The following is a 26,384-nucleotide window of genomic DNA, read 5'->3' as shown; positions in this document are numbered from 1 at the left end:
TGTGAAGATGACTAATAAATAATCTATTGAATCGGGTTAATCATTTAAATCCAGGTTCAGACAATTAAAAATTAAAAAAATGGACAATTTATTTAATCAAAAAGTGATCAGTGCAAACAATGTGTTTAGCAACGACTTTTTGGATACAAAGATTTTATACCTGTATTGCTTCAACAGCTTGCCGAGTATTCATTTCATGAATTATATCGATGGCGAAAAAGCATTCGGAGTATTTAAGGAGCGTTATGCTGAAATGATAAAAGATATCCATCAGACACGCTGGTACAAGCAAAAGAAAAAGAAATTTCAGTTCGACAAAACGGTGGTGATCTTAACCAACAATTGCATACTTGAATTTGACGATGACTATTGCGAAGTATTACACAACGGAACAAATGAAGCGTTTGTGCAGGAACTCACAATAATGGTAAATCAGTTTAAGGAAAGACAACGTCGGCAACCATTGGAAATAAACCTGATCGTGCAGGAGAGGAATCATCTCGGTTTAAAAGCGATGGAGATCAAACGCACCAAGCTTGACTTGAATCTTTTTTATGAAGATGATTTTAAGGAAGTAGATGAAGTGATCAGAAAAAGATTGAGCCAAAAGAATGACAAAGGAATTGTATTGCTGCACGGTTTGCCCGGCACCGGTAAAACAACTTACCTGCGTTACCTGGTTGGAAAAATCAAGAAACGTGTGCTGTTCCTGTCGCCTTCGGTTGCCGGTAATCTGATGAACCCTGATTTTATTGAACTGCTGATCGATAACCCCAACACGGTATTGATCATTGAAGATGCAGAGAATATTATCATGGACCGAAAGTACAGCAGCAGTTCATCTGTATCAAACCTGTTAAATATTTCAGATGGGTTACTGGCCGACTTTCTGAATGTGCAGTTGATCTGCACCTTCAACAGTTCGCTTACGATGGTGGATAGTGCATTGATGCGTAAAGGAAGGTTGATCGCAAAGTATGAGTTTGGAAAATTGGGTGTGGAGAAAGCCAATCGTTTATCAAATCATTTTGGTTTCGATAAGTTGATCGATCAACCAATGACCATTGCAGAAATTGCTAACCCGAACGAAAAGGCGCAACCTGTTGAAAAAATGGAAGTGATCGGTTTCAGACGACAGGCTGAATTAATGAATTAAACTGTCTGAACTGGGATGAGAATGATTGTTAAGATGAATGGGAAATAAGCGAATGATCTTAGAAATCCTATACATCCCAAAAATCACAGTTCAGACAATAAGAGCTTGCTTAACGGCAAGAAGGGTATTTGTATGTTGACAGCAAACCAGGCTTGTGTTTCAAAGAAGCACAACAGTGCAGACGCAGTAGCTATCTGTATGCTGTTGCATCAATGTGCAGTTCCCTCCATACACTGTGTGTCATGGGTTCAATTCCCATTTCCGATGGCATCGGAATAGCTCAGGGGTAAAGCAACAGAAAAGCACCGGTTCGAATCCGGTTTACACTCCGAGAGGATTGTGTAATAGCTCAGTTGGTTAGAGCACTACACTGATAATGTAGCGGATGAAGTACAGCACTTCTCAAATGCTGACCAGACAAATAAAGCCGGGTGAATGACCGGCAGTAAGAATGAATAAATCGTTAGCGATAAGTTCATACAAACTGCAATCAGGTATTTACCCGAAAGCGAACATGAAACTGCTATCACAGCAATTGCTTCGTCATTCAGAATTGATGATACAAACATCATCAACAGGCGTTTGATGAACCGGTTGCAACTACAGCATGAACAGGTCGCTTCCGTAAAAATAGGATGATCAAACAACCGGCTTTATATTTTTAAAAAAGTAGTGGGTGTAAGAGCTCACTAACAAAACAATAAACAATGAAACGTGTAAAAGTAAATGCCTATCAAGTGGCATTGGTATTTAAAGATGGCGTGTATGAAAAAATGCTGAAAGAAGGAACCTATTGGCTGTGGAATAAACAAGTGTATGTGTACGATGTTACCAAACCATTTGTTGCACCAATTGAATTGAACATTCTGTTGAAGGATACTGAATTGGCAGAAGCGCTGGAAGTAGTTGAAGTAAAAGACAACGAGATCGTATTGCAATACGAGAACGGTTTGCTGAAACAGGTATTAACCGCCGGTCGTTATACTTACTGGAAAGGCGTGATCAACTATACTTTTGTTCGTGCCGATATTGGCAGCATCAACATTGAAAAAGAAATTGATCGTGTGGTATTGCAAAATCGTTTGCTGGCAAGCTATGTGCGTAGCTACACTGTTGAAAGCTATGAAAAAGCTGTGCTGTTTGTAGATGGTAAGTATATGCAAACCCTGGAAAGTGGTGTGTACTATTGGTGGAAGAACAGCACTGCCGTGTATGTTGGTAAGGTGGATATGCGTAAGCAACAACTGGAGATCAACGGTCAGGAAATTCTTACCAAAGATAAAGCAGCTTTGCGTTTGAATGCATGGGCACAATACAAAGTGGACGATATTGAAAAAGCATTGTTGCAAAACAAAGCCTACGATCAACAATTGTATGTGGCTTTTCAACTGGCCCTGCGTGAATACATTGCCGGTTATGGTTTCGATGAATTGCTGGAGAAAAAAGAAGCAGTTGCTCCTTTTGTGCTGACACAGGTAAAAGAAAAAGCGGAAGCGTTGGGTATTGAAGTGTTAGGTTTTGGCATCCGTGATATTGTTTTGCCGGGCGATGTAAAAGAGATCATGAACCAGGTGTTGATCGCTGAGAAAAAGGCGCAAGCCAACAGCATTATGCGTAGGGAAGAAACTGCCAGCACCCGTAGCTTGCTGAACACTGCCAAGCTGATGGAAGAAAATGCAATGTTGTGGAAGCTGAAGGAAATGGAATATGTAGAAAAGATCGCAGACAAGATCAGCAACATCAGTGTAAGTGGCAACGGTGTGTTGATTGAACAGTTGAAACAGATCTTTGTGCCGCAGAAATAAATGGTATGTAGTGGAAGGCGATGATTATTTTGTTATCGCCGCCACTGCTGCTATTGAACTTCGGTTGCGTCGCACACTTGTACGTTCGGTAATTTTATTCTGTAAATGCAAAACAGGTTATCATGAATAGTATTGAATTATATCCGGAATTAAAGGAGTATATCTTTAATTATTGTGGAAAGTATTTTGGTGAATATGAAAAGAAAGCCCATTTGCATTTACATGCATTGGCAAAATCAATGGACGGAGCCAATGTAAAAATGTATAAATTCTTCATGAAAGAAGAAAATGTTTTAGACAATCCTGAAATCAAAGATTTAGTAAGCGGGGGCTATGATGCATTTAAAGAGAAGGTAGTTACACGAATATGGAATGAACATAAGAATGAATTGGAATTGAATTTGTGTCCCCGTTGTAGAAAAATTGCAAGGACACCTGAAGCACGTCAATGCAGATTTTGTTTTCACGACTGGCACTAAAAACTAAAAACAATGAGCAAGTTAAAAATATCAGGAAAAGAATTAAGAGCGATTGGCTACCCGGAAGGACCGGTCATCAGCATCGCTATGAATATTATGCAAAAGCAGTACAAGCATACTGCAAAGGAGGAAGTAATGGAATTGTTGAAAGCAGTGCTGGCATCGCCTGCAAATTATTTAGATGATGCCGTGCTGGCATTGATCGCAAAGCAATTGATGCCGGAAGAAAAAGAAAGTGAAGGTGAGTTGTCGTTGAATCAAAACGGAATACAATTCAATGTATTCGGTAGCGAGCATATTGAACAAAGTGCCATGCACCAGATGTATACCGCAGCAAAATTACCTGTTGCAGTTGCAGGAGCGTTAATGCCCGATGCACATCATGGTTATGGTTTGCCTATCGGTGGCGTGTTGGCAACTGAGAACGCTGTCATTCCTTACGGAGTTGGTGTGGATATTGGTTGCAGAATGTGTTTGAGCATTTACGATATCGATCCAAAAGAATTAGTGCAACGTGAAAGTTTCTTCACAAGAGAACTGGGCGAAGCAACTTTATTTGGAAGCGGTGCACAGTTCAAACAAAGCGAAGACCATGAAGTAATGGATAACGAATTGTTTTTTGAATTACCGTTGCTGAAAAATCTGCACGGTCGTGCATGGAAACAATTAGGAAGCAGTGGAAGCGGTAATCACTTTGTAGAGTTTGGTGTGGTGGAAGTTGCAGAGAAAGATGAAGTGTTGGGTGTGGCGGCGGGCAAATATGTTGGTTTGTTGAGTCACTCCGGTTCAAGAGCCTTGGGTGCAAACATTGCCAACTACTATACCAAAATCGCCATCAGCAAAAGACGTTTGCCACAGGATGCAAAAAATCTTGCTTGGTTAAACTTAGATGAAGAAGAAGGTATGGAGTATTGGTTGGCGATGAACTTAGCAGGTGATTATGCAAGTGCCTGTCACCATGTGATTCATAACAAGATCGCCAAACAACTTGGACGAAGACCAATGAAGATGGTGGAGAACCATCACAACTTTGCATGGAAAGAAAAGTGGGAGGGAAGGGATGTGATCGTTCATCGGAAAGGCGCAACACCTGCAGGTAAAGATATACTGGGTATCATTCCGGGAAGTATGACTGCAACCGGTTATATCGTAAAAGGAAAAGGTGAAGCTGCATCGGTTAACTCAGCATCGCATGGTGCAGGGCGTTTAATGAGTCGTTCCAAAGCAATGCAAAGCATCACCCACAATGCATTGAAAGATGAATTGAAAAAATATGGCGTGAAATTGCTTGGCGGCGGATTGGATGAAGCGCCTTTTGCTTACAAAGACATCAATGTAGTAATGCAAAGTCAGCAATCGTTGGTGGATGTAGTGGGAAGCTTTACGCCAAAAATTGTAAAGATGGATGGACCGAGTATAAAGCCTTGGCAGAAGAGTAGAGAAGTGGAAGGAGAGTAGGATAATGGATAGTTGATAATGAAGAATTGATAAATTGGAACTCACTTCAACTCCTGTTGCAGAAATGCAGCAGGAGTTTTTGTTTTATAGAATTAACACTGTGGTAATATTGGCTTTTTAGTTTTGTGTAAGATGAATGAAACCCTAGAAAAAAAGCAAATTGAGCTGCTTCGAACACTCAAAGAAAGATTTAAAGAAGAGCCACGAAGTTGGTGGCAAACACAAAGTAAAAAGTATAAAACAACTTGGGAAGTCGGGAATACATACGATAACTACCCCGAACCTTCAGAAGAAAAAATTGTAAAGTATAATTTCAAAGCGGCGATTAGTAAAATCGCCGCTTTGCTTTTATTTATATTCTTCGTCTATTATCAATCGTGGCAGCATAATTCCGGAATGCCTTATTTCATGCTGGTAGCGATGTTGATTTTTCTCTTGCTCGAACTACCATCTCTTTACGATCGAAAACCCAGACTAATTATTACTTCTCAAAGTATTTGGTTTAAAAAAGTTGGATATGAAATTGAATGGAACAATTTAATGGCCAGTTATGTGGAAGAAGATCATTCAGGCGATTCAGTTACAAGTGAATTACTCTTCTTTCACTACGATCAACTTACAAACACAATACATGAGATAAGAATAAAACTCAACGAATGCCTGGAAATGAACGATACACAAATCTGTTACTACATCGAATACTGGAAAATAAAAACAGGAAACAGAACACCTCAGATTTAATCATACTGCTTCCAGATGCTCTTGATCTGCAATAAATTCATAGGTAAAAACAGGTTGCAGATCATAGCAGGAGTTTTTTATTTTATCTTCATCAAATGAAAACAATCGGACTCATCGGTGGCATCTCCTGGCTTTCAACAATGGATTATTATCGATTGCTCAATCAAAAAGTAAATGAACAATTGGGTGGAGTAAGCTCTGCAAAGATCCTTATGAGTTCGGTAGATTTTGATGAGATCAAATCATTAACACTTGCAGATGATTGGGATGGCTTAGCAAACCTGATGCGTAAAGAAGCAAAACGATTACAGGATGCAGGAGCAGATTGCATTCTCATCGGTGCTAATACCATGCACAACATTGCCGATAAAGTGCAGGCATCTATCAGCATTCCGTTAATTCATGTAGCAGAAGAAACAGGCAAACAGATTTCAAAACAGAATCTCAAAAAAGTAGCATTGCTTGGAACGAAGTACACTATGCAATTGCCATTCTATAAAAATAAATTAGCAGCACAGGGAATCGACACCATCATTCCCGATGAAGCCGATATTGAATACATCAACAGTGCTATTTACGATGAAATGGGCAAAGGTGTTTTTCTGGCTGAGCGTAAAGAAGGATTCATTCAAATCATCAACCAACTCAAAAACGATGGTGCTGAAGGAGTGATCTTAGGCTGCACAGAAATTCCTATCCTTATTAAACAAGAAGACAGTCCCATTCCGGTTTTTGATACAACTGTTATTCATGCAACTGCAGCAGTAAATTTTGCTTTGAGCAGTTAATCGATGAAATAAAGCACATTTGCATTTTTCGTCATTAAAAATCAAAAGCGGAAATTTTTTAAAAAAATTTTATGCAATCCGTTTTTTTGCTGCATCCATGAGGCAAACCCTGTCTTATGCGATTGTTCTTTACTGCATTTTTACTCAGCACATGTTTGTTCGTAACTGCCCAGGTTAAACCTTCTTTGCCCATACGGCCATCGGCACAGCCACGAGTGTTTGATGGTAAAATGATGATACAACGTTGTTCTATTGCTGTACAAACAGATGGTATTACGGCTGTAACATTTGTTGAAATGGAATTTTACAATAACCAGGAAGTTGAAATAGAAGGTTTGTACAGGTTTAAATTACGAAACGGACAGGTTATCACCGATTTTCAACTTGATTTGAACGGGAAATACCGGGAAGGTTCAATTGAGGAAAAATGGAAAGCGACCAATGCGTATAATCGTGTAGTAGGCAAGCGGATCGACCCGGCTTTACTAACAAAAGATTATGATAACAATTACAGTCTGCGTATTTATCCCGTGCCTGCAAAAAAAACAAGGAAGGTGTGTTTTACGTTGCACGAAGTATTGCCTTACGATGCGAAAGTGAAAACATATATGCTGCCCTTTAGTAACAATGATACAGTTGCCGATTTTTCATTTCGGTTTGAAGCGTATAACCAAACAGAAAAACCATTTTCACGGGCGCTGACGTTATTGGAAGTTCCTTTTACAACAAGTCATAATGGTTTTGTTGGAAAAGCAAACCGCAGTTTTTTTGTTTTAAATAAATCACTTGAAATTGTTCTGCCACAAAAACAAACTGAACAGGTACTTGTACAGTCGGCCAACAACAAACACCGGTTTGCAGTTGAATTAAAAAAGGAATTCAAACAGTTTTATTCAATTGATCCAAAAAACGTAACGGTGTTTTGGGATGCATCTGCTTCTTCGGCTGAAAGGGACCTGCAAAAGGAAATCAGTTTTTTGAAACAGTACCTTGCTTATCACCGGGTAAAAAAGGTAACGATTATTCCCTTTCGGCAAAAGCCGTTTGATACACTTGTGCTCACAGCCCAGCCCAGGCAACTGCAACAGCTCGACAGGTATTTGACAGATCTTTCGTACGAGGGGGCAACGGGTTATGGCAGCCTTAATTTTTCAACGGTACAATCGGATGCTGTGTTGTTATTCTCCGATGGATATAACAGTTATGGAACAGCTAAACCAAAGAGCGGCCGGGTATTGGTGTATGCCATTCATTCAGCACAAAAAAACGATTTACAACAGCTGAAAAAAATTACCGGCGCTGGTGGTGTACTTATCGATTTAAGAAAGTTGCCAACCGATGTTGCAATTGAGCAGGCATCGCAGGCAGAACGTATGCTTCTGCGTGTAGAATCTGCAAGTGGTAAAACAATCATTGAATCAGTATTGCCCGAAAAGCTTGATCGTCCGCTACTGATTTATGGCTCCATGCACAGCACAACAGATACGTTGCTGTTTTACTATGGCAACAACGAATCGATCACCAATACAGAACGTGTGTTGCTTGCAACTGCACAAACAACAACCGCTGTTGGTATCGACAGATTGCATATGCTGATGCGTTACCGGAAAATAAATGAAAGCCATAACTGGAATGATATACTGGATTTTGGTTTGGACGAACGGGTAGTAACAACGCATTCGGCATTTATTGTTTTTGAACGTGTGGAAGATTATATACAATACAACATTACACCGTCGAAAGATCTGGAAGAAGAATGCCGCAGGTTGAACTATGTAAAAAGAGATACACGTCAGCAAAGAAGAGTAATGGAAAACAAATCAGCAGAAGCAGATTTGTCAGCTGCGGTTGCAGTCTATAATCAACGTATTAAAAAATGGGATGCAAATGCACCATGGTTGTTTTACAGGCCTGAGAAAAAAGAAGAGATAACTGTTCCATCGCAAACAGATATTAATATCCTGCCAACAACTAGCGCAAATGTTGAACAGGCATTGCAGGGAAGAGTAGCAGGTGTTTCTATCAGCTCAAGTAATTCGTTGGATGAAGTAGTTGTTGTTGGCTATGGCTCTGCACGTAAGCGTAGTCTTACCGGTTCAGTTACTGTTATAAATCAGCAAGACCTATTTCAGGGCTATACCAATATTGGTGATGCACTTGCAGGAAGAGTTCCGGGTTTACAGGTAATGAACAATGGAAGTGCTCCGGATGCAGCACCTGATATCCGTATCCGTGGCGCATCATCGTTTGGCGTTTCTGCTCAACCATTATACATCATCGATGGCGTACCTGTTATAGCAGAAAGCATCAATCAGATTTTAAATGTAAACGATATTGAATCGATTACCGTTTTAAAGGATGCAAGTGCTGCAGCGCTGTATGGATCACGGGCAGCAAATGGCGCCATTTCTATTCAAATGAAAAAAGGGAAGAATTATTCTAACAACTATTCCTACAACAGAAAATATAAGTTGAGTGAGCAGGAAGATGTAGATTATATACTGGAGATGAAAGATACCGAACGCACAGAAAAAGTGGCGAAGTACAATGAGTTGAAATTGCGTTACAGTAATTCAGTAACCTTTCATGTGGATATGGCCGAACATTTTTATGCCTGTGGTTTACATGCAGCCGGTTTTGCTGCATTGATGCAGGCAATGGAACTGGCCCCATCGCAGTTTTATATGCAACGCACTGCAGCTATGATTCTTGAACGCTGGAAACAATTTGCACAAGCCGAAGAATTGCTGAGCGATCTTATAGCAGATCAGCCAACAGAATTGTATTTGTATCGTGATCTTGCATGGGTGTATTATCAGCAGCAAAAATATCAGCAGGCAGTTGATTTATTACACAAGGCATTGTTCATCAATTTTGGTGCAGATGAAAACCGAATGGCAGGAATGAAAGCAGTTCTGTTAAATGATTTCAATGCGATGATAGAAATACAGAAACAAGTAGTAGATGTATCGAAGCTGAATACTTCGCTCATAAAACCGCTGCCGGTTGATTTAATGATTGTTGCCGAAGGTAATAACAGAGACAGGTTGCATTTACAAGTGAACGAGCCGGGCATTCAATCAATGGTCATTGCAGGAAATCCATCAAAGACAGGCGGCTTTATTACAACTGAACAGAATATTGAAACCTGGAATTATTATAATTATGGTATTGAAATGTACAGCACTAAAAATGCAGTAAGTGGAAAATATAAATTAACAGTTAACTATTACGGTAGCTGGAGTTATTACACAAAAATACCCAACTATATCCGCCTGTGTGTGTTCCGCAATTTTGGCAAACCCGATCAATCAATACAAATTGAAACCATTGCCATGGATAACCAGTATGGTGAAATTGAAATAGCGGAAATTAAGTATTGATAAAAGTGGAGCTGTTGCATTAACGCTTATCTTTAATGCAACAGCACATCAATGCCCCAACTCCAGCGAACACTTACGCTCTTCTCTGTTATAGCCATAGTAGTTGGCGGCGTAATCGGCTCCGGTATTTTTATGAAACCTGCTGTAATGATGGCACAGCTGGGCTCTCCGTTGTTATTGCTTATTGTGTGGATCGTTGCTGGGCTCATTGTGTTGTGCGGTGCATTAACCAATGCCGAAGTGGCAACCATGCTTCCCGAAACAGGCGGACAGTATGTGTTCTTTCAGAAAATGTATGGCAATGCCTTTGCATTTTTATACGGATGGTCGGCCTTTGCTGTTTTTAATACGGCGGGCAACGCATCTATTGCTTATGTATGCAGCACCTATGCCGATTATTTTTTGCATCTGCCACGTGTTGATCTGCAAACAGAGTTAAGTGTAAAATTTCACATTCCTTTCATTGGAACAATTTTTCCCCTGCATAACATTGGTGTAAAGCTGTTAACCGTATTGCTTATTTGTGTATTTACAATCATCAATATGCGGAGCGTAAAACTGGGTGCAGGCATTCAGCGCTTATTGACCGCATTAAAAATTGTTGCCATTTTTTTATTGGTGCTGGGTGTATTTACATCGGGCAAAATTGAACCGCAACATTTGTTTGCAACATTGCCCGGTGCGCCAACAGGTTTGGCATTTGTAACGGCCTTTATGGCTGCAACTGCCGGAGCTTTCTGGGCTTACGATGGCTGGAACAACATTACATTTATTGCAGGTGAGATAAAACAGCCGCAAACGATTATTCCTAAAAGTTTATTGCTGGGACTAACTGTCTGTATCATCACCTATGTGCTCATCAACCTTGCATTTATTTATGTGTTGCCTGCAGATAAAATAGCAGCCTCCGGTTTTATTGCTGCCGATGCAGCTTCTGCTATTTGGGGAACTACCGGTGCCGCACTTATTGTTTTGTTAGTAGTAGCATCTACATTAGGTACAACCAATTCCAATGTATTGGCAACAGCTCGTGTAACATTTGTAATGGGCGAAGAAAGCAAATGGTTTAAAGCTGCACAGAAAGTACATCCCAAATTTCAAACGCCTGCCAATGCTTTACTGTATAATGCTGTGTGGACAATTCTGCTCATCTTCAGCGGCTCGTTTGATATGTTGACTGACATGCTCATTTTTGTAAGCTGGTTGTTTTATGGCATGAGTGCGTTTGGTGTGTTTATTCTCCGACAAAAAATGAAAGAATTTGAACGTCCTTACAAAGTATGGGGTTATCCGTTTGTGCCGGCCTTGTTTGTCTTGTTTACTGTTTTCTTTTTAATCAGCACAGTGTACAACGATGTTATGAATTATATCAACAATGTTACACCTGTTATTAATTCATTATTTGGGTTGATGATTGTGGCAATTGGTATTCCTGTTTATTGGTTGTCGAAAAAAAGGAATAGCAAATAGTTGCACCAATTGCAATGTAAACCCACCCCTAACAGTCATTCAGTATGGTAAGATTGCCACCGCCCCTCCCTGGAGGGGATGCACTTCCTGCCTTTTAACATTTTTCTCTTTATCATGTTGGCAAAGCTTCGTTTCTTTAGCGCCATTATTGTAAAATATTATGAAGCAAATCAGTTTAGCAGTTGTAAGTATCTGCATTGCCTTTGCAAGTTTCGGGCAAAGCAAGTACGATCATCGTGAAGCATTTCACCCTTTCTTTTATCCCAACTTCGGTAATGCATACCGCAGTGCAAGCGGACAACCCGGCCCGATGTATTGGCAAAACAAAGCCGATTATAAAATTGATGCAACCATCGATCCCGAAAAACATAGCGTGAGCGGTACAGTTGCATTAAAGTACAGCAACAATAGTCCGGACGAATTGCGTTTCCTGTGGCTGCAGTTAGATCAGAATATTTATCGTAAAGATTCACGGGCATCTGCAACAACAACAGCTTTAGGTGGTCGCTGGGCAAACGGTGAGTTTACCGATGGTTATGCAATTAAATCGGTAAAAGTTGTGGTGAAAGGAAAAGCAGTAGATGCAAAGTATGAAGTGATTGATACACGTTTGCAGGTTTGGTTACCCGAGCCTTTGAAGAATGCAGGCGGCGAAGCAAAAGTGAGTATTGAATATGCATTTACTATTCCCGAATACGGTACCGATCGTATGGGCCGCTTAAAACAAAAAGAAGGTTGGGTGTACGAAGTGGCGCAATGGTTTCCACGTGTATGTGTGTACGACGATATTAATGGATGGAATGTAAATCCATATCTCGGCGCAGGTGAATTTTACCTCGAGTATGGCGATATTGAGTACAGTATTACTGCGCCATCAAACATGATCGTTGTGGGCAGCGGCGGTTTAACCAATCCGCAGGATTGTTTTACTGCAGAACAAATTAAACGTTGGGGCGATGCGATGAGCAGCGATAAAACAGTGGTTATCCGTTCGGCAGATGAAGTAGGTAAAGCAACATCACGTCCGGGTAATCCTTTCACTACCTGGAAATTCAAATGCGAAAACACACGTGATGTGGCCTGGGCTGCAAGCACTGCATTTATTATGGATGCAGCACGCATTAATTTACCAAGTGGAAAATTTGCAATGGCAGTGAGTGTGTATCCGAAAGAAAGTGCATCTAAAAAAGATGGTAACGATTGGCGTCGATCAACTGAGTATACAAAAGCAAGCATTGAGTTTTACAGCAACTACCTGTTTGAGTTTCCTTATCCCGTTGCAACAAACGTAGCAGGTATTGTTGGCGGTATGGAATATCCGGGCATTGTGTTTTGCAGTGCAGCTGCAACAGAAGCAGGTTTGTTTGGCGTAACCGATCACGAGTTTGGTCATGGTTGGTTCCCGATGATCGTGGGCAACAACGAACGCAAATTTGCATGGATGGATGAAGGCTTTAATACATTCATTAACATTCTTTCCAGCGAAGCGTTTAATAAAGGTGAATACAAAGAAGTACCAAGTGTAAGCGGTATGGCAAACTATGTATTTGGCGATAAGATGGATGGTATGCTGAATGGTGCTGATGTGGTGCAACAGCAAAACCTTGGCGTAGCCGCTTATTTTAAACCGGGTATGATGTTGTATGTATTGCGTAGTGAAGTATTGGGTGCAGAACGTTTCGATCGTGCGTTTAAAGAGTATGTCCGTCGTTGGGCATTTAAACATCCAACACCCTGGGATTTCTTCCATACCATGGAGAATGTTGCAGGTGAAGATCTGAACTGGTTCTGGCGTAGCTGGGCATTAAATACCTGGAAATTTGATGTGGCAGTGAAAGAAGTGAAGCCGATACAATCGAGTGGCAAGAGTGGTGCCATGGTAACCATACAGCTGCTTGAAAAAATGCCGATGCCCGTAACACTAAAAGTAACAGATGTGAACGGTGAAGTACAACTGATCAAATTACCGGTGGAAGTTTGGCAACGTGGCGATACATGGAATGTTGCAGTAGAAACAAAAGCCGATGTGAAAGAAGTTGTGGTTGATCCGGAAAAACGATTACCCGATATGAACTTCAGCAATAATAGCTGGAGTAAATAAAAAGAAAGGGCCGCTTTGCGGCCCTTTCTTTTTATTGGCGTCGTTGTATTCGTTATGTCGAAGTATGAGACATCTCTAAAAATTGATGACGCTTATGTATTTTCAATTCATTTAAAAATCAGTGACCCATCCTTTGCGGTCAAGCGATAGTTTACAGATTCACATTTACAACTGAAGAAAGAATAAATCCATTGTTGTGTTGAAATACATTTCTTCCGCCGATCTCTCTGCCAAGCTGCACAACCTGTCCGAGATAACCTGCTTCTAAACGAAAGTTTTTAGAAAAGCGATAACCAAGCAATATTCCCAATCTGTTCTGATCAAAAATATTCTCGTTTACATTCTTGCCAAAACCAGCAAACAACTCATCATATACTGCAACATAAGGCTCTTTATCTTCCAGTGTTTTTCCTTTTAATGCATGTTGCAAACGCAGCATATAACGGGCACGGTTCATAAATAACCATTCGTCGGGTTTTGCAGATGCTGCTGATGCATAGCGTGGCAACCAGCGTTGTTCTAACATAATTCTATGACTGATGTCGACCGTGCCGCTTCGTTGTGCAAGTGTGGCTACTTCGTACATACGATGTTCAGTAAATGTTTTACCAAAACCATTGATGGGGTAATCGCCATACGCATAAGTTTCGGCCCATGCATAACCAATGCGCAATGTTGTGCTGTTGTTGGCGTGGTAGTTAATACCGGTGCGTAATAAACTTTGTTGCCAGGTTTTAATATAATTTTCCCTGCGCCATTGGTATTCCAGATGCGCACTCCATTTACTGTTGAAACTGAAAGTGCCGGTAGCTGCATACCAACCGATCTTGTTGTAATCGTTGATGCGTGTGTTTTGTGCAACAGCTGAACTTGCCGTAAAAAGCGTAATAAAAAACAGACAAACAATTTGGTTCATTTTCATGCCGCAAAAGTAGGTGCAAAACGTTAAACAGGCAGATCGGCCAATTTCATTTCTTCCAGTACTTCACGTGCCGAAACAACTCCGTTCTTTTTCCATTTAATTAAACGGATCATACCATCGGTAATTTCAATACCTGTAATATCGCCATCGCTGTAACAGCAACAACCGGTATTAAAATAATAAGGCCGCATGTTCATGTAGTTGCTGTTTACGAAATCGTATTCCTCCTGCCGGAAGCTTATTTCTTTGTTGAGCTTTTCAATAACAGCTTCGTTGTTTTGTTGTTTGGCTTCGATGAGTTGTTTGTATAAACGTTCTAAATGTGTAAGCGATGCAAATACGGGTTGATGTGTATGTCCTGTAATTAAAACCGGGTTCTGTTCCTGCTTACTCCATTCGTACATAAAACGGTTATGCACCGTTTTTAGTTCTTTGCTTGCAGCAGGTGTATTGGGATTAAGATTCAAATAGCTCTGCAGCGGCCCCCATATTCTCGACACAAACCATGCACTGAAAGGATTGCCATCACTCTGCCCATCGCCCTGGTGACCATGCGTCAAAAAAATATCAAACTGTTTATCCGGCAGTTTTATCTGTAACAATACAGCTTCATAAATTTTAACGGTGTCCCTGTACATACTCAGTAACTGCAACCCGGCAAACGGATCGTTGTGCCAGAAAAGATCATGATTGCCGAATACTTTTGTGTAGCGTTTATGATCGAGAAAGTTTTTTTCTGCAGCAGTACTTAATTTGTTGTTTGCTTTTACGGGGCCAACTGTATTCTCCCACAACTCTTCACTATCGCCCAAGGAAATAAACTGAAAACCTTCGTTGAAATAATGATCCAATGCCGCCACGTAGTTCGGCTCGGCCTGCATAAAATCATCCCTGCCATCTTTTGCTCCTTTGTGTTGATCGCTGAAAATAATAAAACGTGCAACGCTTGCATCGGCATTAATGATCAATCCTTTTTTACCCGGATGTTCTTTGGTATGCGTATACAGTTTGCTTAATGCATCGTGTACCCGTTGCAGATCGGGCTTGCTGGAAAAACGATTGGCAATTTTCATAACCGGCTTTGTTAAAAGCCGCTGTAACAAACGACGCATGTTTAAAATTAAGCATTCGTATACAACAAATAAAAAAGCTGATGCAATGTTGCATCAGCTTTTAAGGAAAGCTGTTTGTTATCAGAGTTGAAGTCCGAGCCGTAAAAAGAAGCGCATACCATTGCCACCCATTTGTACAGCATCCCATGGTCCGCCTGTTTCGTTATTAAATGCCCAACCTTTTGCACCGGGTGCAACACCAAGATCGGGATGTACATTCAATAAATTATCAATACCGCCAAACAAAGAAATTTTGCTATTGATTTTATAACCCAGATAAAGATCGGTTACAAGCTTGCCATTGTAGATGTACTGATCGGGCACATACTTCGATGGGTCAGCATCTAACGGCACCTGCGGATTAATGCCTAAGCCATCTTCGCCATAACCTAACAGATCAATTTTACCAAAGTAGGTTAACCTTGTACCAACAGTTAAATTATTGCAGCCGTATTCAAAATTGAAAGCAAACTTTGTTTTAGGTGCCGAGGCAAGAATAAATTTCTGTTCACGCTCACTTAAAAATGTTGAACGGAGAAATGCAGAGCCACTCAGCTTTGCAGGAACATTTATTTTGTCGATTGTCATTTCCTGGAAGTTGCCGGTAAACAATGCTTTGAAGTTTTGTTTGCCCCAACGCTTGTTATATTCCATTACCACATCAATACCCTTGTTGGTAGTATTAACTGCATTTGCAAAGAACTGTGCATAGCTAACATTCAACGCCTGTAAGCGTGATGCCAATGCAGGATCAAGATTCGGATCTGTTGCATCAAATTGCCCGCTCAACACAACTCGGTCTTTTACTTTTACGAGATAGCCATCGATGGTAATGCTGAATTCGCTCACCGGTTTAAACGTAAAGCCAAAACTTAAGTTGGTGCTCTTTTCCTGTGTAAGTTCAGGAATGCCGGCCAGTCGTGTCAGTTCGCTATGGTTGGATGCAATTTTTACTTCGGCAATATTGCCACCCTGTACAGTTGTAAATGTTGAGCTGAAGTTGATTTGCTGCAACGATGGCGCACGGAAACCTGTACTGAACGATCCACGCAGGTTAAATGTTGGTGCAAGTTTTAAGCGTGATGCTATTTTGTAATTATGTGTAAAACCAAAATCGCTGTAGTTTTCGAAACGGGCAGCAACACTTACAAGAAAATCTTTGGTAATATCAAACTCAGCATCGGCATAGGCGCCAAATACATGACGGGTATCTGTTACCTCGTCGGCAGGTTGATAACCGGGAAAACCCTGCGCACCGCCTGCTACATATTTATCATACACAGCACTGTATTTGTTTGGATTAAAGTTTTTGTACGAACCTTCTTCTCCCGCATATAAACTGTAGCGTTCATAGCGGTATTCTGCACCAAATGCAAAGTTTATTTTCGAAGACAGCTCTTTACTGAAGTTTGCATTGAGTGTGTTCTGCAGAAAATTAAATCCGCCATCATCAAAATGTGTTTGATTAGGACCGAGTGATGCATTGAATGTTTTATCACCATAAAAATGAAAATTGTTACGGCCGATATTGTTACTGAAATCCCAGTTCATTCCTCCCTTACTAATGCCACGCACGCCGGCTGCCATTGAAAAGTCGCTCACCTTTGTTTGTATGTGCGGACTAAAGGTTGTATCGTCTGCCGTTACTTTCATAATCGATGGAACATAGATCAGCTTCCAGTTGTTATCGGTAGGAAACCGTTCGGGCCTTGCACTCCAGTTACGTGTAAAAGCATACGCATCCGAGCTTTTTGCATTGTAGCCGCCAAACGCATAAAATTTTGCAGCACCTTGTAATGGAATTTCAGCATTTAAAAAAGCACCGCCTGCGGTTAATGAACCATCGCCATGTGCACGGCGATAAATATTGGTGTACATAAAATCTGCACTGTTAGGGTCGGTATCCAATGCCTGCCTGTATGTTTTTCCCTGGCTTAAAAAATTACCTGTAAGATTAATAAAGCCTTTTTCTCCAATCTTAAATCCATAGTTCATGTTTGCGGTAAACGCATTGCCATCTACTGCGCCATCGTGTACGTACAGGTTTTGTTCTTTCTTAAAATGCGGATTGTATCGTTTATCGTAATAGCCACTGTAACCAATGTTTGCGTTAAACTTGTTTACTGTTTCTTTTAATACAATATTTATTACACCTGCAATGGCATCAGAGCCATATTGTGCCGAAGCACCATCACGCAATACTTCTACTCGGTCAATAGCTCCAACGGGAATAGCACTGAGATCTGTTCCGGAGTTGCCACGGCCTCTTGTACCAAACACTGCAACAAATGCTGTTTGATGACGACGTTTACCATTGATGAGTACCAATGTTTGGTCGGGGCCTAAACCACGCAATGTTGCAAGATCAATATGGTCGGCACCATCGCTGCCGCTTTGTTTGTTGAAGTTGAAAGAAGGCGCAGCGTAATTAAGAATTGATGTTACATCCATTCTTGCAGTTGGCAGTGCAGCCTGCCCGATGTTGACTACATCAACCGGTACAGCTGTTTCTGTTTTTACACGCCCAAGCCTGCGAGTACCAACAAGAACAACTTCGCCAAGATCGGTTGAACCCGGTTCGAGACTGATGTTGAATGTTGTGTTGGAACCAACGGGTTGTTCAACTGTTTTATATCCCACAATACTGAATACAAGCACATCGGCAGCTACTGCTTCGATACTGAAGTTTCCGTCCTTGTCGGTTGAAGTTCCCTTTTTTGTTGACTTTAACAGTACTGATACATCGGCAAGAGGTGCACCGCTTTTGTCGGTTACTTTTCCACGAATTGTTTGTTTTTGTGCAAATGCCGGAAGGAGCAGCAATAATACTATTGCTGAAAATAGCAGTTTCAGTTTGTTCATCGGTAGTTAGTTTGATTGTGTATCCTGAAATTAGATAAAAAATAAGGGCCTTGCAACAATTGATTTTGTTAAGTGGATGTCTTTTCAATTGAACAGTAGCAGATGTAGATTAAAGTGTTTCACTTTCTTACCTTCGCATCCTTACATCACAGCCTTTATGTTACAATCTATCGACCAGATAAACAGTTTATACCGGGAAATATTTGGTGCCGCTCCATTGTCTATTGAAAAAGTTCCGCAAAGCGGAAGCGATCGTGTTTACTATCGTGTTAGCGGAGAGCCAACCTGTATTGCTACCGCAAGCAAGAACATTAAAGAGAATCAAACCTTTTTAAAATTCAGTACACACTTTAAGAAGAGTGGTTGTCCTGTGCCTGCAATATTTAAAGTATCGGACGATGAAACCATTTATCTGCAGGAAGATTTTGGTGATGTATCGCTGCTGAACGAACTGGAGCAGCATGGTTATAATGAGCATGTATATGGACTGTTTCAGCAAAGCCTGCAGAAGCTGGCACACATGCAGATAAAAGGACATGTTGATTTTAATTATGATTGGTGTATTACATCGAAAGAATTCGGAAGACAGGCCATCGTTTCTGATCTGCTTTACTTCCGTTATTATTTTCTTGACACATTGAAGATTCCTTACGATAAGGAAAAGCTTATCGAAGATTTTGAAGATCTGAGCATCTACCTTACACGTGTAGATCATAAGTATTTTATGTTCCGTGATTTTCAAAGCAGGAATGTAATGGTGAAGGATGGCAACGTTCATTTCATCGATTACCAGGGAGGAATGAAAGGTGCGGTGCAGTACGATGTTGCTTCGTTGCTATGGCAGGCAAAAGCAGAGTTGCCTGATGAATGGAAGAACAGTTTGCTGGAGTTTTATATGGATTGTGTGGAGAATGTGTTGCAGAAAGAAATTGACCGTACACGTTTTGTAAGTCAGTATAACGGTTATGTGCTGATTCGTTTATTACAGGTATTGGGGGCATATGGTTTTCGTGGATTGTTTGAACGGAAGGCGCATTTTTTAACAAGCATTCCTATTGCATTACGTAACCTGCGTTGGTTTTTAAAGAACAAACATGTGGGTATTGTATTGCCTGAGTTTGAGCGTTTGCTTGGATTGATGGTAGAAGATGAAGTGATCCATCGGTTTGAGCCACCAAAAGCAACAGAGGCAACGGCATTGGTTGTGCATATTAACAGCTTCTCTTACAAATCAACCGGTATACCTAAAGATGAAACAGATAATGGTGGTGGTTTTGTGTTTGATTGCAGAGGTATTTTAAATCCGGGTCGCATACAGGAGTTTAAAACACAAACAGGCAGAGATAAAGGCGTGAAAGATTTCTTAGAACAGCAAACAAAGATGCCGCAGTTTTTAAACAGCGTTTATAATATTATTGATATTGCTGTAGAAGATTATATGCAACGTAATTTTTCCAGTCTGCAAGTAAACTTTGGTTGCACAGGTGGGCAGCACAGAAGTGTATATGCTGCTGATGCATTGGCCCGTCATTTAAAAAATAAATACGGAGTACAAACCGATGTAAAACATATAGTGCAGGAAGCGAAGAACTGGATTAATGAAACGTATTGATCTTTAAAGTAATGATATGAGAAAAATAATTGGAGTATTACTATTTATACTTGCTGCGGGTTATTCAGAAGCGCAGGAATTAGATAGTTTAAGATTAGTGGCAAGTGAAATTCCTGAAGGTTACAGGGAAACGTCAAGGAAAGAGCACAAAACTGTACATGCTGCTTCTTTCTACGAACAGATTGAATTATACGAGTCTTTCCTGGGGAAATTGAAAAAAAAGAGTGCTCAATCGTTTACTAAAAAAGGCGATAATGGTACAATCCTGTATTTTGAATTTGAAAAAGAATTTGAAGGTGCAGCGTTTCTCGAAGGCTTGCTGTGGGGACAGGAAGGGAAAGCAGCTGCAAAAAAATCAGACGAATATTTTTCGAAAGGCAGATTCCTTGTTATATGGAGCTTTGGTTTGACAAGCGAAATAAAGCAGGTTTCTAAGACAAAAATCATTTCGCTTCTTAAATAAAGTATACAACTATGAAAGCAATGATTTTTGCAGCAGGTTTAGGCACACGTTTTAAACCATGGACAGAGCATCATCCCAAGGCATTGGCAATAGTCAATGGCAAGAGCTTGTTGCAACGTAATATTGAATACCTGCAACAATACAATATTACCGATGTGGTGGTGAATGTGCATCATTTCCCCGATCAGATCATTGAAGCTGTTGAAGCAAATAAGGGATGGGGCAGTAACATCCTTATCAGTGATGAACGTGATGCTGTACTGGAAACAGGCGGAGGTTTATTAAAAGCAAAACAACTGCTGGAAGATGACGAGCCCTTTGTAACCATCAATGTTGATATTCTTACCAATCTCGATCTTAATAAATTACTGGCTTATCATCAGCAATACAAACCACTTGTTTCGTTTGGTGTGACCAATCGCAAAACGGCAAGAAATTTTTTGTTTGATGCAAACGATAAGTTATGTGGCTGGCGCAATATTTCTACAGGCGAAGAAAAAGGGCCTGTACTAACTTATACAGCAGAGGAAAAAAAGATGCTGGTTGAAAAAGCATACAGTTGTGTTGTGGTATTTGAACAGCGGTTTTTTACATTGGTGAAACAAGCGGGTAAGTTTTCGTTAACAGAACCGTATTTAGATCTGGCAGCTGAACACACAATCCTTGGCTACGATCATAGTGGTGATGTGTTGGTAGATGTAGGGAAGCCGGAGAGTGTGGCCGTGGCGGAAGAATATTTTAAATAGGTTTTTCCTAAGCAAAGCCTTAGTTATTATAGCGTGTCTACACTTTTCAGGTTGTAAATTCAGGGATTATTTTTTGTCACTTTTGCTTGTCCAAAAGTAACAAAAAGACAGCCGAAACATATTACGTCCATGTTTCGGCGATAGCCCTGATTAAGCTTTGTACTACTGTAGTGAAGTGCAGTTGTGCTTACATCAAACATCTTATCTGCAGCTCCTCGATTTTTTATTGCATGCTGTATTTATACTTTAATATAAATCTTCTTCTTATCTAACCAATAACAAATAGCCCAGTAGAAGATGATAATGGAGATAGCGTACACGAGCGAACCGTTTTCGGGAATGCCGGGAACCTGTTTACAAATCTTCTCATAAAACCAACTGAAAGGACTGAGATGTTTTTGCAAACCTTCATCAGTTAAACCATTGGGTATACGTATTAAGCCAAGCAATCGTGGCAGCAAGCCACTCAATACAAAAATGAACAAGGGGTTCTTGCCAAACACATCAAAAAACTTCAGCAGAAACCCTTTGGCTTGTTTAAACTCAATAAAGTAGATCATTGTGGCAATGGTATAAATCGCCAGCCCGCTTGTATAAAGGGTGTAAGAGCTGGTCCATATTCTTTTGTTGATGGGGAAGACCATACCCCAGGCTAAACCGGTAACAGTAAGAATTGTTGCAGTTACAAACAAAGCGCTCAGCATTTCGAAGCTTTTCCCCTTTTTCTGAATATAATCACCAACGAGGTAGCCGAAGATCACCTGAACAATGGCAGCAAATGTACTCATCAACCCCTCCGGATCAAAAGGCACTCCTTCACCTTTGTACAAATGCGCTTCGCCAAAAACAGCTTTGTCAATGTGCGTACCGAACCATCCATTTAAACTATAGTGATCGCCGGGTGCACCAGCGATAAACGAGAGTATCCAGTAAAATAACAGAAGCAAAGCTCCCATAACAAAAGCTCCCCTGTGTTTAAAATAATAAGCAATTATCGAAGCAAAAAAATAACAAAGAGCAATCCGTTGCAACACACCCATGATGCGCAGATTGCTGAAGGGTTTGAATACGATCTGATCTGCTTCCCATTTTACAAAAGGGCTCCAGTTAAGCAACAAGCCAATCAGGAAGATGAGCAGCGTTCGTTTGATGACCTTTTTCCAGAAAACAGCATCGCCTGCCTGTTCAAGCCGGGGCATTACAAACGACATGGCATTGCCTACCGCAAAAAGAAAGAACGGGAACACCAGGTCGGTAGGTGTACAACCGTGCCAGCCTGCATGCTCAAGCGGCGCATAAATATGCGACCAGGAGCCGGGGTTGTTTACCAATATCATCAGTGCAACAGTAGCACCCCGAAAAACATCAAGGGAATAAAAGCGCTGGTTCAATGCAGAATAGTTTTATTGAAAATAAGAAGGTTTTGTGATGTGGAGAGAGTTGAGGGCGAGGGTGTCGGATTTTTAGGGGTTTCATGCTTTATATACGCTTTATCTACGGAGTATAGTGGGAGTATCCTGCCTTTTCTTGTACTGTGTCTAGTCCTAAAATAGTTATACAGGTTAATGAATAAGTCCTGGATTGGCTATACTGCCGGAACAGGAAATCCTAAATTGACTTTACAGCCGGAAAGACGGGGGAGGCGGGAAGGAAGGTTTGACCTGACAGGTTAAGCTTGTTTGCGAAGCTGATTTTTTAATTGTTACTATACTGAGAGGGCTCAACCTGTCAGGTCTGTCAATGCATCAAGTCGTGTCGGTTGCTCATGTTGGTGTCAGGATTTTGATTTTCGCTTTGCTTTTTTGTTCTCCTGTAGTCGGTATAATTGGTTTACGGCATCGATAAATAAGAGACTGTGTTCGTAAAAGAAAATGCGGTTTTGGCGATCAAGACCTTTTTCTACTTCTTCAGAGTGATCGCTGGAAAGAATGCCGATGGTGAGCATCCAGAGTTCTTCTTTAATGCCTTCTGCTGAATAGTAGCGGATATAATCCCGAATGATTGCCCATAGCTGCTGTTTGCCGGGATTTTCTGTGAGTTGCTGTTTGTAATTGCGTAGAGTTTGGGGGAGTGTGCTCATGGGATGTTTTTTGAGATGATGGGAAGAATGGTTGCTCACAGATTGCACAGAAGATCACGGATGAGATACAGTTAAGGAGTACCGGCTTTTTTGCTCAATATTGTTGTCTTCCCGAGGGAACTGCTGAAGTGCAAATGCCGGGCAGATTTCTCCTAACGTCGAAATGACAAGAAGAAGGGTTGTTGCTCACAGATTGCACGGAAGTACATGGATAAAATGCAGTTAAGGAATGCCGGGAAAAGCGGTGATGATCTTGCCTGCGGGGCAGGTGATGACGGTGATGAGCGAAGTGGGTGTGCCGTTCCGTTCATGACCGATGATGGTGCCTGTGTCTTTGGTGCGGTAATGATTTAGTGTGCCGTGTACGGGTTGTGTTGTTTCTTCTTTTGCTTCTTTGATGTGCTGAATGATGTCGTGAAGGGGGACAGAAAATTTTCCTGTGCCGGGGTGGCGTTCGATACGATAGTAATGCCGCTCGATAATGTGTGCAAATGCGGTGATGCTGAGGTAATAGCTTTTCTGTTTAAGACGACTTGAATTTGGGAGTTGTGCCAGCAGCTCTTGGCTCATTGAGGTGAGCCAGTGTTGTGTGTCGGAGAGGAGGAAGAGAAGTTTGATGAATTCCTGTTCGGAGTGCATGGGGAAAGGTTGAGGGTTAAAGGTTAAGGATGGGTGCCACGAATTACACAAATTGACACGAAAGGCCACACCTGCCCGACTGAAGTCATTCAAACGGGGATGAACGCTGATGGCCACAGATGGGTTATTTGTTTTTCTTTTTGGGTTTTGTTTTGGCTGTGGAGGATTGCTTGTTTTGGAACCAGGCTGCTTCGATGAAAATTTCGAGTTCGTAGTAGAACCAGAGGATGCAGTCTCTTTCTTTGGCATCATCGAAATGGGTGTTGTTGGTTGTGAGGGCTATCTCGGTGAGTGCAGCGAGTGAGCGACGTATCTCGTGGAGATGATAAGCCCCGAAAAATTTCCGGATAAAACTGTCGGCGTGTTTCGCTCCCTTTTTGCTTAAACGGACGGGTGTATTGTTGAATTGCGGAGGAAGTTGATGGTGGAGCATTTGTGATACAGGTTGGGGGTTAAAGGTTATGAGTCAGGAGTCGTAGGCCGTGATTGGTGAGTCGTGAGATTGGCTGTAGTGCCGGGATCGTCTTTTGTGTAATGCCTGTACAAAGCTGCAATGAGAATAATGGATATACTATTCCTGCAGTGGATAGGTTATACCGACAGCGGGATATTTTATGCACTGAAGGGTGATTGTACGGTTGGCTTTATTGCAGTAAGGAACTTATATTTGTTTTATGGATACATCTACTACCAAAACGATACATGAAGGACGTAATGTGAAACGTTTCCGGGAGATGCTTGGAATTAAGCAGGAGGCATTGGCTGCAGCTTTGGGAGAGGACTGGAATCAGAAGAAAATTTCCTTGCTGGAAGCGAAGGATAAGCTTGAAAGCAATATTCTTGCAGAAGTAGCAAAGGCCCTTAAAGTGCCTGTTGAAGCTATCCGGAATTTCGATGAAGAGGCTGCAATAAATATAATTGGAAATACTGTTACTACTGTTAATGACAATGCAACAGGACAACTTTTTCAAATACAACCAACATTCAATCCAATTGACAAATGGGTTGAAGCCATGGAAGAAAACAAGCAACTATATGAGCGTCTTCTCCAGACAGAAAGGGAGAAAGTTGCGTTGCTTGAGCAACTACTGCGTAAATAGGTTATCATTTTACAATTGCGGGAATAACTGTTAGACGTGAAGCCGGTTGGCTGAGCGACTAAGTGTAAAATATTATTTTTTGCGATTGACCTCAACCATTAACTTGCAGGCGAATCAACATTGGGGATATTTTGTCGTATGTGGATGATGGTTTGTTGAGTTTGTAACTGTTTAAACGACATATATTTGCAACTATGAAAACGGTGTGTAAACACCCGGGGAAAGTATTGTGAAACCGAACAACCAACAAGTAAAAACTGCCTTGCAGTTCAACATAATTTAAGTGATGGAGGGTAAACGAGCCTTTTAGGTTTGTTTGCCCTTTTGTCTTATATACATTTCAGGGAATTTATGTGGCTCAGTCTTTTTTTATAAGATGTGACTGAGGAGGCGAAGCTTTGGAGTAAATTCGGGTTTTATTGGGGGCTGCGCTTGTAATGGTTTCACGCAGAGAACACAGGGGGCGCAGAGAATATGCAGAAGGGATGGCACGCTGCGCTTGCATCTGGGTTGCCAAGGAGGCACAGAGAGCACGGATTTTAGATTGACGCTCCGCTTGCAAAGGTTTCTCGCAGAGAACACAGGGAATGAAAAAAGGACGGAATTATCTAATAAATGCGTCCAGGCTCTGCTTATTGGCTGAGCTATTGTTTAATGGAACAGTTAAGTAACAGCAAAAAATCACAAGAGCAACTTCGTTATGAAGGATATGCGCAACTGGTACGCAGTTTATACAAAACCCCGATGGGAAAAGAAGATCTGCCAGCAACTGGAGCGGAAGGGGCTTGTATTTTATTGTCCTATGACCAAAGTACGTCGCAAATGGAGCGACCGGTATAAGATCATTGAAGAACCTTTGTTTAAATCGTATGTATTTGTACAGGTGACTGAAGAAGAGAAACCGAGGATACGGCTTACGGACGGAGTGGTTAATTTTTTGTACTGGAATGGAAAACCTGCTGTGATCAAGGAAGCAGAGATTGAAATGATCCGCAAGTTTCTGAACGAATACAAAGAAGTGGAAGCAAGACCTATTCAATTAGAAAGCGGGCAGAAAGTGCGGGTGAAGTCGGGGCTTTTAATGGATACGGAGGGAGTTGTAATTAAGGTAACCAATAACCGGGCTTATGTTTTGCTGGAGAGCTTGGGTTATGAGTTGAGTGCACAATTTGAAAAGAATAACCTGGAGCCGATAGGGGATTTGTGATGTTGGATTGTTCGCTACGCTCTTGAAGAAATAGAATCACAGATGACACAGATAGGATTGATGGACACGGATTTAATTGGCGCTGCGCTTGCAATTAGATTAGCCACAGATTGACACGAATGGACACGGATGATTGCGGCGCCGGGTTTACGAAGAATGGAATCACAGATGACACAGATAGGATTGATGAACGCAGATTTGATCGACGCTTCGCTTGCAATTTGTTCAATTATGAAGTTGCAAAGACAGAACGGCACGAA

At 41.2% G+C, this 26,384-nt stretch carries 21 protein-coding genes; 14 read left to right on the top strand and 7 right to left on the bottom strand.

Annotated elements, in window-relative coordinates; genetic code table 11:
• Positions 1-79: 79 nt before the first annotated feature.
• The 9 genes from ESA94_RS07635 to ESA94_RS07590 all read left to right on the top strand — a co-directional run bounded on the left by ESA94_RS07635 (position 80) and on the right by ESA94_RS07590 (position 13,381).
• Positions 80-1,156, top strand: coding sequence for an AAA family ATPase (locus ESA94_RS07635; protein ID WP_129130305.1), 1,077 nt, complete (start codon positions 80-82; stop codon positions 1,154-1,156).
• Between the two features lie 707 nt (positions 1,157-1,863).
• Positions 1,864-2,961, top strand: coding sequence for a slipin family protein (locus ESA94_RS07630; protein WP_129130304.1), 1,098 nt, complete (start codon positions 1,864-1,866; stop codon positions 2,959-2,961).
• A 122-nt stretch (positions 2,962-3,083) separates the two neighbouring features.
• Complete coding sequence (locus tag ESA94_RS07625) at positions 3,084-3,440, top strand: hypothetical protein (protein ID WP_129130303.1); 357 nt, start codon at positions 3,084-3,086, stop codon at positions 3,438-3,440.
• Between the two features lie 12 nt (positions 3,441-3,452).
• On the top strand, positions 3,453-4,898 hold the full coding sequence (locus tag ESA94_RS07620; protein WP_129130302.1) for an RtcB family protein: 1,446 nt from the start codon (positions 3,453-3,455) through the stop codon (positions 4,896-4,898).
• Between the two features lie 132 nt (positions 4,899-5,030).
• Entirely contained in the window at positions 5,031-5,639 is a 609-nt protein-coding gene (locus ESA94_RS07615; protein WP_129130301.1) for a hypothetical protein, read from the top strand.
• Between the two features lie 95 nt (positions 5,640-5,734).
• Positions 5,735-6,427, top strand: a complete 693-nt coding sequence (locus ESA94_RS07610) for an aspartate/glutamate racemase family protein (RefSeq protein WP_129130300.1) — start codon at positions 5,735-5,737, stop codon at positions 6,425-6,427.
• A gap of 116 nt (positions 6,428-6,543) precedes the next feature.
• Positions 6,544-9,810 (top strand): TonB-dependent receptor plug domain-containing protein, encoded by a 3,267-nt coding sequence (locus tag ESA94_RS07600; RefSeq protein ID WP_129130298.1) that lies wholly within the window; start codon positions 6,544-6,546, stop codon positions 9,808-9,810.
• Positions 9,811-9,861: 51 nt separating this feature from the next.
• On the top strand, positions 9,862-11,280 hold the full coding sequence (locus ESA94_RS07595) for an APC family permease (protein WP_129130297.1): 1,419 nt from the start codon (positions 9,862-9,864) through the stop codon (positions 11,278-11,280).
• A gap of 160 nt (positions 11,281-11,440) precedes the next feature.
• Positions 11,441-13,381: a M1 family metallopeptidase gene (locus ESA94_RS07590; RefSeq protein ID WP_129130296.1), complete on the top strand. Its 1,941-nt coding sequence runs from the start codon at positions 11,441-11,443 to the stop codon at positions 13,379-13,381.
• Positions 13,382-13,532: 151 nt separating this feature from the next.
• Here ESA94_RS07590 and ESA94_RS07585 read toward each other — a convergent pair whose 3' ends face one another.
• The 3 genes from ESA94_RS07585 to ESA94_RS07575 form a co-directional block, all read right to left on the bottom strand.
• Positions 13,533-14,303 (bottom strand): DUF2490 domain-containing protein, encoded by a 771-nt coding sequence (locus tag ESA94_RS07585; RefSeq protein WP_164972673.1) that lies wholly within the window; start codon positions 14,301-14,303, stop codon positions 13,533-13,535.
• Between the two features lie 23 nt (positions 14,304-14,326).
• Complete coding sequence (locus tag ESA94_RS07580) at positions 14,327-15,376, bottom strand: metallophosphoesterase family protein (RefSeq protein WP_240671009.1); 1,050 nt, start codon at positions 15,374-15,376, stop codon at positions 14,327-14,329.
• A 120-nt stretch (positions 15,377-15,496) separates the two neighbouring features.
• Positions 15,497-18,277: a TonB-dependent receptor gene (locus ESA94_RS07575; RefSeq protein WP_129130294.1), complete on the bottom strand. Its 2,781-nt coding sequence runs from the start codon at positions 18,275-18,277 to the stop codon at positions 15,497-15,499.
• Positions 18,278-18,434: 157 nt separating this feature from the next.
• On the opposite strand from ESA94_RS07575, the gene ESA94_RS07570 reads away from it, so the two are divergent.
• The 3 genes from ESA94_RS07570 to ESA94_RS07560 are packed head-to-tail and all read left to right on the top strand — an operon-like array spanning position 18,435 to position 21,098.
• Positions 18,435-19,889: a RapZ C-terminal domain-containing protein gene (locus tag ESA94_RS07570; RefSeq protein WP_129130293.1), complete on the top strand. Its 1,455-nt coding sequence runs from the start codon at positions 18,435-18,437 to the stop codon at positions 19,887-19,889.
• Between the two features lie 16 nt (positions 19,890-19,905).
• Positions 19,906-20,352, top strand: coding sequence for a hypothetical protein (locus ESA94_RS07565; RefSeq protein WP_129130292.1), 447 nt, complete (start codon positions 19,906-19,908; stop codon positions 20,350-20,352).
• 11 nt (positions 20,353-20,363) lie between these two features.
• Positions 20,364-21,098 (top strand): sugar phosphate nucleotidyltransferase, encoded by a 735-nt coding sequence (locus ESA94_RS07560; RefSeq protein ID WP_129130291.1) that lies wholly within the window; start codon positions 20,364-20,366, stop codon positions 21,096-21,098.
• A 239-nt stretch (positions 21,099-21,337) separates the two neighbouring features.
• On the opposite strand, the gene ESA94_RS07555 is transcribed toward ESA94_RS07560, so the two are convergent.
• The 4 genes from ESA94_RS07555 to ESA94_RS07540 form a co-directional block, all read right to left on the bottom strand.
• Positions 21,338-22,489, bottom strand: coding sequence for an acyltransferase family protein (locus ESA94_RS07555; protein ID WP_129130290.1), 1,152 nt, complete (start codon positions 22,487-22,489; stop codon positions 21,338-21,340).
• Between the two features lie 383 nt (positions 22,490-22,872).
• A complete protein-coding gene (locus tag ESA94_RS07550; RefSeq protein WP_129130289.1) occupies positions 22,873-23,178 on the bottom strand; it encodes a hypothetical protein in 306 nt (101 codons plus the stop codon).
• A 222-nt stretch (positions 23,179-23,400) separates the two neighbouring features.
• Positions 23,401-23,817, bottom strand: a complete 417-nt coding sequence (locus ESA94_RS07545) for a hypothetical protein (protein ID WP_129130288.1) — start codon at positions 23,815-23,817, stop codon at positions 23,401-23,403.
• A 124-nt stretch (positions 23,818-23,941) separates the two neighbouring features.
• Positions 23,942-24,250, bottom strand: coding sequence for a hypothetical protein (locus ESA94_RS07540; protein WP_129130287.1), 309 nt, complete (start codon positions 24,248-24,250; stop codon positions 23,942-23,944).
• Between the two features lie 241 nt (positions 24,251-24,491).
• On the opposite strand from ESA94_RS07540, the gene ESA94_RS07535 reads away from it, so the two are divergent.
• Together ESA94_RS07535 and nusG are read left to right on the top strand one after the other, a co-directional pair.
• Positions 24,492-24,917, top strand: a complete 426-nt coding sequence (locus ESA94_RS07535; protein ID WP_129130286.1) for a helix-turn-helix domain-containing protein — start codon at positions 24,492-24,494, stop codon at positions 24,915-24,917.
• A 709-nt stretch (positions 24,918-25,626) separates the two neighbouring features.
• The gene (gene nusG / locus ESA94_RS07530) at positions 25,627-26,124 is read left to right on the top strand and encodes a transcription termination/antitermination protein NusG (protein WP_240671008.1); all 498 of its coding nucleotides are present in this window, start codon (positions 25,627-25,629) and stop codon (positions 26,122-26,124) included.
• Positions 26,125-26,384: the final 260 nt, after the last annotated feature.

The sequence above is a fragment of the Lacibacter luteus genome (assembly GCF_004118265.1).
Taxonomy (GTDB): Bacteria; Bacteroidota; Bacteroidia; order Chitinophagales; family Chitinophagaceae; genus Lacibacter; species Lacibacter luteus.
Note: the sequence above shows the minus strand (reverse complement) of the source record. Positions and strands in the feature narration are given on the sequence as shown.